The sequence below is a fragment of the Streptomyces cynarae genome, assembly GCF_025642135.1.
Lineage (GTDB): Bacteria > Actinomycetota > Actinomycetes > Streptomycetales > Streptomycetaceae > Streptomyces > Streptomyces cynarae.
The window spans coordinates 7721284-7735500 of record NZ_CP106793.1; the positions used below are offsets into that span (position 1 = coordinate 7721284).

General features: G+C 71.3%; 12 protein-coding genes and 2 pseudogenes. 6 read left to right on the forward strand and 8 right to left on the reverse strand.

Annotated features, from left to right (window positions below; translation table 11 throughout):
- Window positions 1–111: 111 nt before the first annotated feature.
- Window positions 112–1116 (reverse strand): substrate-binding domain-containing protein, encoded by a 1005-nt coding sequence (locus N8I84_RS34800; protein WP_263233447.1) that lies wholly within the window; start codon window positions 1114–1116, stop codon window positions 112–114.
- A 467-nt stretch (window positions 1117–1583) separates the two neighbouring features.
- Between N8I84_RS34800 and N8I84_RS34805 the strand changes: the two genes are divergently transcribed.
- Window positions 1584–2606 carry a Gfo/Idh/MocA family protein gene (locus tag N8I84_RS34805; protein ID WP_263233448.1) on the forward strand — a complete coding sequence of 341 codons (1023 nt, stop codon included), beginning with the start codon at window positions 1584–1586 and terminating at the stop codon, window positions 2604–2606.
- A gap of 137 nt (window positions 2607–2743) precedes the next feature.
- On the opposite strand, the gene N8I84_RS34810 is transcribed toward N8I84_RS34805, so the two are convergent.
- A complete protein-coding gene (locus tag N8I84_RS34810; RefSeq protein WP_263233449.1) occupies window positions 2744–3781 on the reverse strand; it encodes a YihY/virulence factor BrkB family protein in 1038 nt (345 codons plus the stop codon).
- 242 nt (window positions 3782–4023) lie between these two features.
- Between N8I84_RS34810 and N8I84_RS34815 the strand changes: the two genes are divergently transcribed.
- Window positions 4024–4371, forward strand: a complete 348-nt coding sequence (locus N8I84_RS34815) for a hypothetical protein (protein ID WP_263233450.1) — start codon at window positions 4024–4026, stop codon at window positions 4369–4371.
- Window positions 4372–4402: 31 nt separating this feature from the next.
- Here the strand turns inward: N8I84_RS34815 and N8I84_RS34820 are convergent, their stop codons facing one another.
- On the reverse strand, window positions 4403–6010 hold the full coding sequence (locus N8I84_RS34820; RefSeq protein WP_263233451.1) for a serine/threonine-protein kinase: 1608 nt from the start codon (window positions 6008–6010) through the stop codon (window positions 4403–4405).
- A 274-nt stretch (window positions 6011–6284) separates the two neighbouring features.
- Here N8I84_RS34820 and N8I84_RS34825 point away from each other — a divergent pair, with 274 nt between their 5' ends.
- The 4 genes and pseudogenes from N8I84_RS34825 to N8I84_RS34840 all read left to right on the forward strand — a co-directional run bounded on the left by N8I84_RS34825 (window position 6285) and on the right by N8I84_RS34840 (window position 8842).
- Entirely contained in the window at window positions 6285–6830 is a 546-nt protein-coding gene (locus tag N8I84_RS34825) for a hypothetical protein (RefSeq protein ID WP_263233452.1), read from the forward strand.
- A 98-nt stretch (window positions 6831–6928) separates the two neighbouring features.
- Window positions 6929–7345 (forward strand): alpha/beta hydrolase, encoded by a 417-nt coding sequence (locus N8I84_RS34830; protein ID WP_263233453.1) that lies wholly within the window; start codon window positions 6929–6931, stop codon window positions 7343–7345.
- Window positions 7346–7492: 147 nt separating this feature from the next.
- A complete protein-coding gene (locus N8I84_RS34835) occupies window positions 7493–7741 on the forward strand; it encodes a ricin-type beta-trefoil lectin domain protein (protein ID WP_263233454.1) in 249 nt (82 codons plus the stop codon).
- 416 nt (window positions 7742–8157) lie between these two features.
- Window positions 8158–8842, forward strand: a pseudogene (locus N8I84_RS34840) (phosphatase PAP2 family protein).
- Window positions 8843–8844: 2 nt separating this feature from the next.
- Here N8I84_RS34840 and N8I84_RS34845 read toward each other — a convergent pair.
- The 5 genes and pseudogenes from N8I84_RS34845 to N8I84_RS34865 form a co-directional block, all read right to left on the reverse strand.
- A complete protein-coding gene (locus N8I84_RS34845; RefSeq protein ID WP_263233455.1) occupies window positions 8845–10209 on the reverse strand; it encodes a glutamate-1-semialdehyde 2,1-aminomutase in 1365 nt (454 codons plus the stop codon).
- 7 nt (window positions 10210–10216) lie between these two features.
- Window positions 10217–10768 carry a dTDP-4-dehydrorhamnose 3,5-epimerase family protein gene (locus N8I84_RS34850; protein WP_263233456.1) on the reverse strand — a complete coding sequence of 184 codons (552 nt, stop codon included), beginning with the start codon at window positions 10766–10768 and terminating at the stop codon, window positions 10217–10219.
- Window positions 10768–11985, reverse strand: a complete 1218-nt coding sequence (locus N8I84_RS34855) for a polysaccharide pyruvyl transferase family protein (protein WP_263233457.1) — start codon at window positions 11983–11985, stop codon at window positions 10768–10770. The genes N8I84_RS34850 and N8I84_RS34855 overlap by 1 nt, the downstream gene beginning before the upstream one ends.
- A complete protein-coding gene (locus tag N8I84_RS34860; RefSeq protein WP_263233458.1) occupies window positions 11982–12929 on the reverse strand; it encodes a glycosyltransferase family 2 protein in 948 nt (315 codons plus the stop codon). The genes N8I84_RS34855 and N8I84_RS34860 overlap by 4 nt, the downstream gene beginning before the upstream one ends.
- Window positions 12926–14212, reverse strand: a pseudogene (locus N8I84_RS34865) (hypothetical protein). Before N8I84_RS34865 ends, N8I84_RS34860 begins: the two are co-directional and overlap by 4 nt.
- Between the last annotated feature and the right edge of the window lie 5 nt (window positions 14213–14217).

Sequence of the window (14217 nt, forward strand, 5' to 3'; positions counted from 1 at the left end):
CGCGGCAGCGCGCGGTGGGGCCCGGACCGAGGTCCGGGCCCTGGGGCCGCTCGTGTGGGTCACGCCGCCCGGACGGCGGTCGTTCCGCCCGGAAGCCGTACGTGTCGGTGGTCAGCGTGTCCCGTTGTCGGCGAACTCGGCGACCGCGTCGACGTTGTCCTTGGTCACGAAGGCCGGACCGGTCAGCACCGGGGCGGTGCCGCCGCCGCTGAAGTTGCCATTGGTCTTGTAGAGCCACAGTGCGTCCACAGCGAGGTAGCCCTGCAGATACGGCTGCTGGTCGACCGCGAACTCGACCTGCCCGTCCTGAACCGCCTTGACCAGGTCCTTGTTGAGGTCGAAGGTCGCGACCCCGGCCTTGCTGCCGGCGTCCTTCACGGACTGCACGGCCGTGAGGGCGAACGGGGCCCCGAGGGTGACGACCTGGTCGATGGAGGAGTCCTGCTGGAGCTTGGCGGTGAGCGTGGACTTCACCGACGGCATGTCGGTGCCGTTGACGTAGATCGTGTCCGTCTTCCCCTCGAACCCCTTCTTCAGACCCGCGCACCGGGACTCGAGGGCGACCTGCCCCTGCTCCTGGATCACGCACACGGCGTGCTTGGCGCCCATCTGGTTGAGCCGTCGGCCGAAGGCCTGGCCGGCGATGTTCTCGTCCTGCCCGAAGTACTCGAGCATGCCGAGGCTCTTCCAGTCGTCCAGACCGGAGTTGAAGCCGACGACCGGGATGCCGGCGGCCTTGGCCTTGGCCACCACCGCCTTCATGGCGTCGGGCTTGGCCGCGGTGAGCGCGATGCCGTCGACCTTCTGGTCGATGGCGTTCTGCACCAGGTTGGCCTGGTTGCCCGCGTTGGGGTCGCTGGAGTAGACGAGCTTGATGTTGTCCTTGGCGGCCGCGGCCTGGGCGCCCTTGCGGATCAGGTCCCAGAAGGTGTCGCCGGGGGCGGCGTGGGTCACCATGGCGACGGTCATGCGCGGCGTGGTGGCCTTGCCGGCCGATATGTTCGTGCCCGCCTGATCGGCCTTCTTGCCGCCGGAACTGCTGGAGCACCCGGCGGCGAACAGGGCGCCGACGAGAACGGTGGCGGTCAGGGCGGCGGTTCGCTTGTGTCTGTGCATGTCCCTTGCACCTCGCTGTGCGGTCGGGGGAGTCGGGGCGGAGGAGGATCCGGCTGTCACGTCGGGGCGGGGTGTGCGGGCCCTGAGCGTGAGGACCGGGGGCCGCGCTCGGCGAAGGCGGCCTCGTCCGGTGTGGCGAGGCGGGCCCGGGCGCGGGCGGACTGCGGGTGCTCGGGTGACGGCGGAAGTGCTGTGCGGCGGCCGGGGGTGAGACCGCCTCGTTGTCACTGGAGCGCTGCACTAGCGCGCTCTAGTGACAGGTACTATGAGGCGGCCGGCAGGGGATGTCAACGGCGTCGCACAGCACGGGATGCCCGCGGGGGTGTGGCGCGGGGTGAGTCGAGCCGAGGGAGATCCGGCGTTCGGGCCGGCCGTCGTGCCCGGGCCTGTGCGCCTCCCTGCGTTCACTCGCCGCTTATGCTCTCGGTTCGAATGACGTCTGTCGGTCACGGAACAAGGGGTGGGGCATGGTCGGCGAACCCGTGCGGTGGGGAATTCTCGCGACCGGAGGGATCGCGGCCGCGTTCACGGCGGACCTGATGGACCTGCCGGACGCGGAAGTGGTGGCGGTGGCGTCGCGGAGCAGGGAGTCGGCCGAGAACTTCGCGGGACGGTTCGGGATACCGCGGGCCTACGGCGACTGGGGCGCCCTTGCTGCGGACGACGACATCGATGTCGTGTACGTCGCCACTCCGCACTCGGCGCACCGGGCCGCTGCGGGGCTGTGCCTGGAGGCGGGTCGGAGCGTGCTCTGCGAGAAGCCGTTCACGCTGAACGTGTGCGAGGCCGAGGAACTGGTGGCGTTGGCGAGGCAGCGTGGGGTCTTCCTCATGGAGGCCATGTGGATGTACTGCAACCCGCTGATCCGGCGCGTGGCCGACCTGGTGCGTGAGGGCGCGATCGGTGAAGTGCGTTCGGTGCAGGCCGACTTCGGCATCGCTGGGGACTTCCCGCCCTCTCATCGGCTACGGGACCCGGCGCAGGGTGGGGGCGCGCTGCTCGACCTGGGCGTCTACCCGGTTTCGTTCGCGCAGTTGCTGCTCGGTGAGCCCTCGGACGTGGCGGCGCGAGCGGTGCTCTCGCAGGAGGGCGTCGATCTGCAGACGGGAGCGCTGCTCTCCTGGGAGAGCGGTGCTCAGGCTCTGGTGCACTGCTCCATCATCGGCGAGTCTCCCAGAATCGCCACGGTCACCGGTTCGCGCGGCCGCATCGACATTCCGTATACCTTCTTCCATCCCGACCGCTTTGTCCTGCATCGCGACGGCCGCGAGGCCGAGGAGTTCCCGGCCGACCCGGCGAACGGCCCCGTCAACAGCCTCCACCACGAGGCCGTCGAGGTCATGCGCGCCCTCCGCGCCGGTGACACCGAGTCTCCACTCGTCCCCCTCGACGGCACGCTCGCCGTGATGCGGACGCTCGACGCGATACGGGACCACATCGGCGTCCGCTACCCCGGCGAGGCGCGCGAGGCCGTAGCCGCGCAGGTTTGAGCGCGCGAGGGAGGCGCCGGCGCCCGAGGGCGGGCACGACAGGCAAGCCGCACGGGGGTTCGCCGGCCCGGCCCGGCGAGGTGCACGCCGACGGAGTGGACGGTGTCGGCGTGCACACGCCCGCGGTTGCGCGAGGCTCAGGACCCCTCCAGGCGGCGCCGGTCCTCCTCGTCCCACTTCCGGGTGTCACGAGGCCGGGCGTAGGGCTCCGCCTCGGGCGGGTAGCCGCCCGCGACGGCCCGCTGCCGTGCGACCTCCGCGTCGAACTCCAGGCCCAGCAAGATCGCAAGGTTGGTGATCCACAACCAGACCAGGAAGACGATCACCCCTGCCATCGTGCCGTAGGTCTTGTTGTAGGAGGCGAAGCCGGCCACGTAGAACGCGAACCCGGCCGAGGCGATCATCCAGATCACCAAGGCCAGGAAGCTGCCCGGGGTGAGCCACCGCCATCCGGTCACCCGCACGTTCGGACTCGCCCAGTACAGGATGGCGATCATCAGCGTGACCAGCAGGACGAGCACGGGCCACTTGGCGATCGACCACGCCGTCAGCGCGGTGCCACCGATGCCGAGCGCGGCCCCCGCCTGGCGGGCCAGACCACCGGTGAACACCACGATCAGGGCGCTGATCACGGCCAGCACCAGCAGCACCACCGTCACCCCCACTCGCACCGGGAGGACCTTCCACGCCGGGCGGCCCTCGGGCACGTCGTAGACGGCGTTCGCCGCACGGATGAAGGCGGCCACATAGCCGGACGCCGACCACACCGCCAGCACCACACCGACGATCGCCATCACCGAGCCGGTGCCGGTGTTGCCCTGTAGTTGCTGCACCGCCCTCGTGAGGATGTCGCGTGCCGAGCCGGGGGCGAACTGTTTGACATTGGCCAGCACCTGGTTGGTGGTCGATTTGCCGGTCAGGCTCAGCATCGACACCAGCACCAGAAGCGCCGGGAACAGTGAGAGCACCCCGTAATAGGTCAAGGCCGCCGCCCGGTCGGTCAGCTCGTCGTCCTTGAACTCCCGCAGCGAGCCCTTCAGCACCGCGCCCCACGACCGCCTGGGCAGTTTCGTCGGCGCGTCCGGCGCCCGCCGCTCCACCTCGGGCCCCGGCCCGAACCGCTCTTCGCCACGATCGGCATGACCCCTGTGTCGCAACTTCGGTAGCCGAGCCATACCCGTCGGGTATCCCGAGCCCGCGGATTCACCCGCCTGTGCGGTATCGACCGGCGCTTTTCGCCCCCAAGCCGGCGATCGCAAGGCCGGCCCCGCTTCCTATTCCCCGTGATTCCGGTGATGTGTTTCACCAGATCGTTTATTGTTCAACTACGTGAGAGTGCGTAGCTTGGGTGACGCCGAAACCCGGCATTTCATCGTTTGCAGTCGCAGACCAGCGGACTGTGCAAGGAGAGAAGACCATGGGAAAGCTCATACGGCGTATCGGGACCGGAGGTGTTTCCGCGATATTCGTCGGAAGCGCTCTCCTCGCCGTCGGCGGACCGGCTGCCGCGGCCACCCCCCAGGCGGACGGTCACTCCACCGTCAGGACGGTTGCCGCCCAGGATTGGAAGGCAGATCCGAAGGCCGTCGCCGTCCACGGCGGATCCCGGGACCGGAGCGAAGGCCACCGGCATGTCGGTGAGCGCCGGACGGATGGTCGTACCCTCGACCCGTGGATCGCCGACCAGCTGGCTGTGCTCGATCCGTGGATCACGGATCAGCTGGCGTTGTTCGCGCCTTCCACGGCGGTCGTGGCGACGCCCTGAACCGTCTCGCACTCACTGGCCGGCCGCGGATTCAGGAACCGGTGGCGGTGAATCCGTCTCGAGCGTGGTCGAAGACGGGTCGGTAGGCGTCCCACTTCGCGTCCGGAGCCGAGAGGTAGATGTCGTACTCCCGGCCGCCTTCACGGCCGTAACCCAGATCGACGGCGCGGAAAGCGCGGACGCGGCCCTTGAAGGTGAACTCCCACACGGCCGCAGGTTCCCCGCGGAACGTCGTCTGCTGCATACGCAGCCTCCGGTATGTCGGGTAGTTGGCCTTCGTGTTCGTCTCGATGTCCAGGAAGTGCGCTTCGGGGTTGGCCCCCGCGGGGTCCACCGTGCCGATCGTGATGCCGGCCAGACCCGTCGGGTCGGTGTAGGTGACCTCGTCACCGGTGTGCGGGCCGGCCTTCCAGCCGTCCGGAATGGGGAGAGAGACGCCGAGCCGTTCGTCCCTGACCTGGTGGTAGCCGGCGGGCACGGGCGACGGGGCATCGTTTGCCGTGGTGGCGCGGCGGGTCTTCCGGGCGTCGGGCGCGTGCGCAGTGTGCTGCGACTGCTGCGAGGTCGCGTAGAGCGTGGCCGCACCCACCGCCGCGACGGCCACCGCCACGGACGCGAGAACTTTGCCTCTCCGGCCCCCGGACCGCTCACGGCCCCGGGACCGCTCACGGCTGCCGGCCCGGGTGGACTCCGCCGCCCCGGTGGAGGCCGTCCCCGCCTCCGGCTCCGTGTCGTGCTCGTGGCCGCCGGTCGAGGCGGCGACGGCAGCCGTGCTCCCCGGGTGCCTCTCCTTCGGCGCCGCCGCAAGTACCTCGGTCGGCGCCCCGGACAAGGCGGTGCGCAGCGCCCTCTCCGTCTGTTCCGCCGAGGGCCGTTCGCCGGGCTCCTTGTACAGCAGGGACTGGATCAGCGGTTCCAGGGCCCCGGCGTGCTTCATGGGCTCCAAGGGGTCCACGGCGATGGCGTACGCCGTCTCCACCGCGGTGTCGCGGCGGAACGGCGGCCGTCCCTCCACCGCCTGGTACAGCGTCGCGCCCAGCGACCACAGGTCGGACGCCGGGCCGGGCTTCTTCCCGCGGATCCGCTCCGGGGCCATGAAGTCGATGGACCCGACCATCTCGCCGGTCCTCGTCAGCGTCGAGGTGCCGACCGTCGTCGCGATCCCGAAGTCGGTGAGGACCACCCGACCCTCGGTACCGAGCAGGACATTGCCCGGCTTGACGTCGCGGTGCAGCACACCGGCCGCGTGCGCGGCCCTCAGGGCGGCGATCATGCCCAGGCCGATGCGGGCGGCCTCCTCGGCCGGGACCGTACGGCCGTCCCCGAGCAGCTCGCCGAGCGTGAGCGCGGGAACGTACTCCATGACGATGCAGGGCCGGCCGTCGTCCTCCACGACGTCATGGACGACGACCACGTTGGGGTGAACGACCCGGGCCGCGCTGCGGGCCTCGCGGCGGGTGCGCTCGTACAGGGTCGCGACCTCGTCGGGCGACAGGTGGGGCGGCTCGTGCAGCTGCTTGAGCGCGACCTGGCGGCCCAGGACCTCGTCCTCGGCGCGCCACACGGTGCCCATGCCGCCACGCCCGATCCGCTCGGTGAGCCGGTACCGGCCGGCGACGAGCCGCCCCTTGTCCGACACTGTGTGCCCTCCGCCAGCTCGGTCCACCTTCGATTCGGCCGTCACAATAACCGCCCTTGGTGAAGGTCCCCGGTCAGCCCCCCGTGGGGCCCGTCAGCGGACGGCCTCGCCGTCCGTGCAGCCGGGCCGCTCGGCTCTTCCCGAGCGGCCCGTGGCCGGGCCGTCCACCTCTTGACGCGTACACGTATGCCTACTGGTGGACGCGTGTAGCCTCCGCCACACTCCCTTCTGCGCCACCTGCACACCCTCGTCGGCATCAGCAGGAGGAATCCGAATGAGCAGTCCCGCCGCCCAGTTCCGCCTTCGGCAGCGACCGCGCGCCCGGGTCGTGGCCGGCATCCTGGCCCTCGTCCTGACGGTGCTCTTCGCGCCCGGAGTGGGCCTGGCCTCGTCGGACAACGCGTACGCCGTCACCAAGCTGACCCAGGCCCAGGCGGAGAGCATGTTCCGCAGCGCCGGCATCACCTGGTCCTCTTCCGGCAACTGCACGAACCGCTACAACTCCACCTGCACGTCGTTCGAGCAGCTCAACCTCGCCACCGCTCAGGGCGCCGTCACCCTGAAGAAGGCCAGCGGCTGCGCGCTCAACATCACCGGCGGCACCGAGACCGGCCACGCCAGCGGCACGTACTCGCACTGGAACGGCTACAAGCTCGACTACAGCAAGTACACCTGCATCGGCAACTACATCAAGACCTACTTCAGCTATTCCGGCCTGCGCGGCGACGGTTACCCGATGTGGACGTCCGGTTCCGGGAACGTCTACACCGACGAGGGCAGCCACTGGGACGTCCTCTACTACAACTGCGGCGGCTGCTGACCGGCGCGTCCGCCCAGGCCCACAGCGGGCGTCTGTGGTTCGGGACTTGGGGCTCCACCCGGCCCGGATGAGACAGGCAGGTCGCCGCAGCCCGCCGCGTGCCCTCCGCATGCGGCGGGCCGGCTCCTGTCTGCCCATTGCGCGACGAGGACGAGCCCGATCCCGCCACCAGGCAGTCCCTGATCGCCAAGCCGCTTCTCAGCCCTCAGCTCATGCGGATCTTCACCGCCGCCTACGTCCCGAACCCCGCCGACCGTGCCCATCCGCTCGTCTCGCCCGGACTGGCCGACGACCTCGCCGGACTGCCTCCCGCCCTGGTCATCACCGCGGAGAACGACCGCCTGCGCGACGAGGGTGACGCCTACGCCAAGGCCCTGGAGGCCGCCGGCGTACCGGTCACCCACCGTGTCTTCGAGGGCGTCGACCACTACTTCACCCACACCGGCCCGGTCGCGGCCGGGAAACAGGCCATCGATCTGATGGCCGGCACCCTCCGCACCGCACTCAGCGCCTGACGCCGGCCGACCGCGCGGCCAAGTCCGGCTGGCGCGGAGGGTCCAGGGGGTCAGCGGCACCCATGTGCCATGGGGCGCGACCCGTAGCAGGGAGGACAGGCCGGCCTCGAGGAAGGCCGGTTCGATCTCCGGCAGTCCTTCGGAGAAGTGGGCCAGATCCGGGACTGCTCCGGGAACCAGGACCAGCAGATCGCGGCGACCGACGCGGGCGAACTCCGCGTCCTCGGCAATTGCCTCGCCGCGGCCGGTGACGGCACCGCCCCGGGAACCCAGCTCATCCTGTGGCCCTGCAACGGCAAGTCCAGCCAGAAGGTGGAGTCGAGGATAGGCCCGCCAGGCCTTGCAGTGCGCCGACGTATGGGGGAGCGGATCGTCCGGCGGATCGGTGGCGTCTGAAGCCCCGCGTTGAGGCGTCCTGAAGTCAAGACGGCGGACGCTGTGCCAGAGTGTTGACACACGGACCGTCCGACGGCCGTTTGCCGCGACCGCAGTGCTGGGCAGGTGGGCAGGCAGCGACTGATTCCGGGCGCGGCATCGCGGTAGCGGCGGGTGACATGGCGCCAACGGCGCCGACGTGAGGGGGAGGTGTGTCGCATCTGCCGGATGGTCTGCGACGGTGTGCGGGGTTTGCCCCGTCTCGGTCATGAGCGGGGTGTTCGGCTCGACCGCCGCCACGTAGGGGGTCGCGGCGCGCACCACCAGGTGGGCGGCCGGTTGGCCGTCGGCGCGAGGAAGGTCACCGAAAGCGGGCCGGGCAGTCTTCAAGAGGGCCCGGAGCAAAGCACCGAAGGTCGACCGGACGAGGTGGGCGCGTGACCGGCCGGTCGGCGCCGGCGGTGCTGCCCAGGTCGCTGCGCGCGTGGCTCGGGCCGGTCGCGGTCCTCGCCGCGCTGGTGGTCGCCGCGCTCGGGGTCCTGTACGCCGGTCACAGCGAGCCCGGCAGGGAGGACCGGTGGATCATCCAGCCGACCGCGGACAGTGTGCGGCCGCCGTGGCGGTATGCGGCTCTGACCCTGGACTTCTTGGGGGAGCCCGCCGGATCGACGATGGTGATCGTGGCCGCTGTGGCGGGGTGCCTGCTGCTTCGGCGTCCTCGTGCCGCGGTTCTCGTCGTTGTCGGCGTCGGCATGACCGTGGGGACGGCGACGCTGCTCAAGCACGTGGTGGGACGGACCATCCACGGCGCCGACAATCTGTCCTACCCGAGCGGGCACACCGCCTTCTTCACCGCGCTCGCCCTCACGGCGGCGCTGCCCGCGACCGGCCGGCTCGGCCTCGGCAAGGCGGCGGCACGTCACTCGTGCTCGCTGCGGCGCTGGTGGCGGCGCCGCGATGGGGTGGGCGCAGGTCGCCCTGGGCGCGCACTACCCGACCGACGTCCTCGGCGGCTGGTGCACCGCGCTGGTCGTGGTGCCGGCGACCGCATGGCTGGTCGACCGTACGGCCGACCGGCGGGCCGGTCGCACGGCCGACGCCGGTCGGCTGGAGCGTCGCTGACGTCACGCCAGGCGGCGGAACACCGGTTTCACCGGTCGTCCGGCCAGCCAGGGGGTGGGGTCACCGGCGTCCAGGGCCTTCCGGTACACCGCACATGCCTGTGCCACCACGTCGACGGTGTGATCGATGTCGGCCTCGCTGAGCGCGCTGCTCACCACGAACGACGGGGCCAGCACCCCGCCCGCGAGGAGTCGGCGCAGGAACAGGGTGCGGTACGGCTGCGACGGCTGCCCCTTCTCGTCGAGGGTGGCGAAGACCAGGTTGCTGGCCCGGCCCCGGACGACGATGTGGTCGTCGACGCCCATGCCGGCCGCGGCGTCGCGGACACCGGCGGCCAACCGCTCGCCCAGGGCGTGCAGCCGCGCCGTGATGCCCTCCTCGACGTAGGTGGCCTGCACCGCCATCGCGGCTGCCAGGGAGTGCGTTTCCGCACCGTGCGTGGTGGACAGCAGGAACACCCGGTCGCCCGAGTGACGCAGCCCGCCCCGCTCCATCAGATCGCGGCGCCCGGCCAGCGCGGAGACGGCGAACCCGTTGCCCAGCGCCTTGCCGAACGTGGACAGGTCGGGGACGACGCCGTACAGACCCTGAGCGCCCGCCTCGGACCAGCGGAAGCCGGTGATCATCTCGTCGAAGATCAGGACGCAGCCGTGCCGGTCGGCCAGCTCGCGCAGTCCGGCGAGGTACCCGGGAGTGGGGCCTCCCCTGATCGAACGAAGTTGAGAGCTCGGGGAAGGCTCGGTGTGGGAGGCGGGTTCGAGGATCAGGCAGGCGACCTCGCCCTCGTAGCGGGTGAGCAACTCCTCCGTGGCGGCCAGGTCCCCGTACGGGAACGCCACGGTCAGCTCGGTGGTCGCCGCCGGAATGCCGGCGGACATCGGCGTGGTGCCGATGAACCAGTCGTCGACGGAGAAGAACGGTTGGTCGGCGCAGATGGCCACCCGCGGACGCCCGGTGACGGCGCGGGCGAGACGCACCGCGGCGGTGGTGACGTCGGAGCCGTTCTTCGCGAACTTCACCATCTCGGCGGTCGGCACCGTGGCCAGGAAGCGTTCCGCGGCCTCGACCTCCACGATGGACGGCCGGACGAAGTTGCTGCCACGGTCGAGTTCCCGCCGCACCGCCTCGAGCACGCGCGGGTGGGCGTGGCCGAGGCTGACCGACCGCAGGCCGGAGCCGTACTCGATGTAGCGGTTGCCGTCGATGTCCCACACGTGGGCACCGTGCCCGTGGCTGATGACCGGGGCCAGGTTCTCGGGGTACTGGTCGTCGCCCTTGGCGTAGGTGTGCGCGCCCCCGGGGATGAGGGTGTGCAGCCGCTCGTTCGCCGCCCGCGACCGGGGCAGTTCGAACTCTTCGGTTTCCAAGCCGACTTCACCCTTCCTTGTGCTTCAGGACCTCGGCGAGGCTCGGCGCCTCACGGTCCCGCTGGGACATCGATGTGACCGGAAGCGGCCAGGGGATGGCGAGCTCCGGGTCGTCGAAGGCGATCGTCACGTCCTCGGCCGGATCGTGCGGGCGGTCGATACGGTACGAGGTGTCGGCGGTTTCGGTCAGCGCCTGGAAGCCGTGCGCGCACCCCGCCGGGATGTACACGGTCGTCTGCGTCTCGCCGGACAGCTCGAAGAAGGCCCGGCCCAGGTACGTCGCCGACTCCGGGCGCAGGTCCACGACGACGTCGAAGACCTTCCCGTACGAGCACCGCACCAGCTTGGCCTCGCCGGCGCCGGAGCGCAGGTGCAGGCCGCGCAGCACGCCCCGGACCGAGCGGGAGACGCTGTCCTGGACGAAGGCGTGCGGGTCGAGACCCACCGAGCGGATCACGTCGGCGTCGAAGGTGCGGCAGAAGAAGCCGCGCTCGTCGGCGTACGGCGTGGGCTCGAACAGGTACGCGCCGGCGATCTCCGGGACTTCGGTCGCTTTCATCAAGCCTTCCGGGGGGTGTGAGTGTGGTCGGTCGTCGGGAACATGGCCGCGGTCAACGCTGCGAACTGGTCGGCGAGTTGCTGCGCGGCGGCCTGGTTCCGCTCGGTCAGGGTCTGCCGCAGCTCGGCCGATCGCTTCTCCAACGCCCGGAACTGCTCGAGCAGCCGGTCGGCGTCGACCTCGCGCGCCGGGTGGCAGTACGCGCCAAGGCCCATCCGGTCCATGAGCGCGTCGCTCTTCGCCGCATAGCTGAGTGCGAGCACCGGCGTGCCGGTCTTCAGCGCGCAGATCAGGTTGTGGTAGCGGACCGCCACCACGGTGTCGGCGGCCGCCATCTCCTTCATCAGGTCGGCCAGTGAGGACGGCTCGGCGGCGGTGATCAGCGGTGAGTCCACCGCGTCGAGGATCGCGTCGACCACCGCCACATCGCACTGGTCGCCGGTGAGCAGCCGGATGGGCCTGCCGTCCTCGACCAGCGCGCGGACGAAACGGATCGTCCCGTCGAGGTAGCGCCGGTGTATCTCGTCGGCCCGGGCGCGGTCGTCGTTGCCGCCGTGGAAGTCCATGACGCCGACGCAGACCGTGCCCGGCGAGTCCGAGGGTGCGCTCGCCTGCGGCGTCGGCAGGGAGAACGCGAGGTCGGGGTAGACCTCGTCGCGCGCGGTGTCCACGCCCATCGCCCGCATCGCGTCACGGGACTGGGCGTCCCGGTACGACCGGTACGCGGCCAGCCGCGCCGACCAGCGCACCAGGGCCCGGGTGGGCCGGTTGCCGATCTCGGCGGCGCCGACGCTGACCAGCGCGACCCGGGTGCCGAGCAGCCGGCCGCTCGCGCAGAGCAGGAACAGCGAGTACGGGAAGCCCCACGGCCGCAGCGGGAGCGTGGCCTCCAGGACGCCCATGCCGGGCACGATCACCACGTCGTGGCGGCGCACCCAGGCGGCGGTGCGGAAGACGTCGACGAGTTTGCCCAGGCCCTTCGACGCGATCGCGCCCGCGCGTGACGCGGTCCGGTACTCCGCGCGGTTCCAGTGCAGCCGCGTGGCGGGGATCCCGAACCGGGCCGTGACGGCCTCGGGTCCGCCGCACAGGACGTCCACGACCGCCTCCGGGTGCTCGGCGCGCAGGTACCCGAGCACGGCCTCGAGCGACCCGTCGTTGCCGAGGTTGCCGGAGCCGAGGAGGCCGAACACCCCCACACGTGTTGCCGTCTTCATGCCCGCCGCCCTTCGCGGCCCGCGACGAGGGCGTCGACGGAGACGGTGAGCGCGGCAGGGTCGACCGGGGCGCGGTCCTCGACCCGCTCACCGGCGCCGGGCCGGACCCGGCTGGTCATCCACGCGGCAAGGTGGCGGTAGCACGCGCGCCGGTCGGCCGCGGACAACGGGGCCCGCCGGATCGCCGAGGCGAAGCCCCAGACGTACTCCGCGAGCAGCCGGGGCGTCGGATGCAGCAGGCCCGCCCGGCGCGGGTCCAGGTTGACGCACCGGGCGCGCTTGGAAGGGTTCGCCCGCTCGGCGCGAGTGGGGTGGTCGCGGCGGAAGTACAGGAGTTCCGGCACCTGGTGGAAGCGCCCGTGCAGGGCGATCTCGGCGACGAACGTGCGGTCCGCGTGGTGGTAGCTGTCCATCGGCTTCACCCGGCGCAGCGCGTCGGCCCGGATCACTCCGTAGAAGTCGTCACCGCCGGGCTCGAACAGCATGCTGCGGAACCGCTCCGGGGCGTGCGGTGAGTCGGTGGCGAGCGTGTACTCGTACGGCACCTTCACCCGGCCGTCGCCGTCGATGACCGCCTGGTCGGCGTGCGCGAGGATCACGTCCGGCCGCTCGTCCAGCGCCTCGACGCAGCGCCGCAGCAGGTCGCGGGCGTACAGGTCGTCGTGCGAGGCCCACTTGAACAGTTCGCCGCGGCACTGGGTGAACACGTAGTTGTGGTTCGGCGTGGCGCCGACGTTCCGGGGCAGCCGGAGGTACCGGATGCGGGAGTCCTGTGCGGCGTACTTGCGGCAGATGCTCTCGGTCCCGTCGGTAGAGGCGTTGTCGGAGATGACCAGCTCGAAGTCCTCGTAGGTCTGACCGAGCAGGGCGTCGAGCGACTCGGCCAGGTACTCCTCGCCGTTGTAGACGGGCAGGCCGATGCTCAGCCTGGGTCGGTCGGTCATGCGGTCCTCACTTCGGGAATGGAGTCGTGATGGCGCTCGCGGAGGGCGGACCGCAGCTGCAGCCACCACACGGCCGAGCCGCTGACGGTCGCGGCGGCGACGCCCCAGGCCGAGCCGACCGTGCCGCCACGGCAGCGCCGCCGAGCCCGCCGCCGACATAGCAGGCGGAGGCGAACAGCTGGCAGCGCAGGCTGCGCCGGGCCGCGCCGAGCGCGCGCACCGGCCGCCGCGCCGGTGCCGAGGCCCGCGCCCGCGACGCTGAAGGTGATCGCCAGGATGAGCTGCGAGGCGGAGTGCCAGACGTCGCCGAGCACGAGTTCGCCCAGCCGGTCCGGGACCAGCAGCAGGGCCCCGCCCCACAGGAGCGCGGCGACGGCCTGCCCGCCGCCCAGCCGGAGGCAGAACGGGCCGAGGCGGTGCGGGGCCTGCCGCAGCACGCGTGCCGCCTCCGGCACGGTGACCAGCGACAGGCCCATCAACACGGCGAGGAAGGGGCCCATCAGGAGCTCGGCGCCCCGCACCGCACCCACCGCGCCGACCCCGACGATCGCGCCGAGCCCGTACGCCCGCAGCTGGCTCGCACCGCTGAGGCTGACGTTCTCGACCAGGTACCGGTAGCCGAGATCGCGCTGTTCTCGAAGCCACCCGCGCGCCTCGGCCATCCTGGGCCGGATGCCGGACTGGAGGCAGCCGTACGCGGCGGCCACGGCGGCGGACGCGCCCCAGGCGAGCACGAAAGCGGCCACGCTGCCCACATGGGCCGCGACGACCATGGCGGGGACGAGCGCGACACCCCACACGACGTCGTTGACGAACGCCTTCCGTCCGTTGCCGGCGGCGAAGAACCCGAACCGCCAGGCGTCCTGCAGCAGCAGGCCCGGCATCATGACGCCGAGGCAGGCGAACGCGGGCCCCAACCGGCCGCCGAGACCGAGCCCGACCACCAGACACACCGCACCTATGGCGGTGCCGACGCCGAGTGCGGTACCCGTCGACCGGGCCACCGCCCCGCGCCAGGACGCGTCCGACACACCGCTGAAGCGCACCACGAGCGGGTCGGTGGAAAGGCCGCGGGAGACGTTGAGCACCACACCGTAGGTCACCCAGGCCAGGCTGAACACGCCGAACGCGGTCACCCCCAGCGAGCGGGCCACGTAGATGCCCACAGCGAAGTTGGACATGCTGGAGGCCGCCTGGTCGGCCAGCCCCCAGGACAGCCGGCCGACCAGGGCCCGCTTGGCGGACCCGGCCGGTCTGGTCGTCTTCTCCCCCTCGATGGTCATCGGCG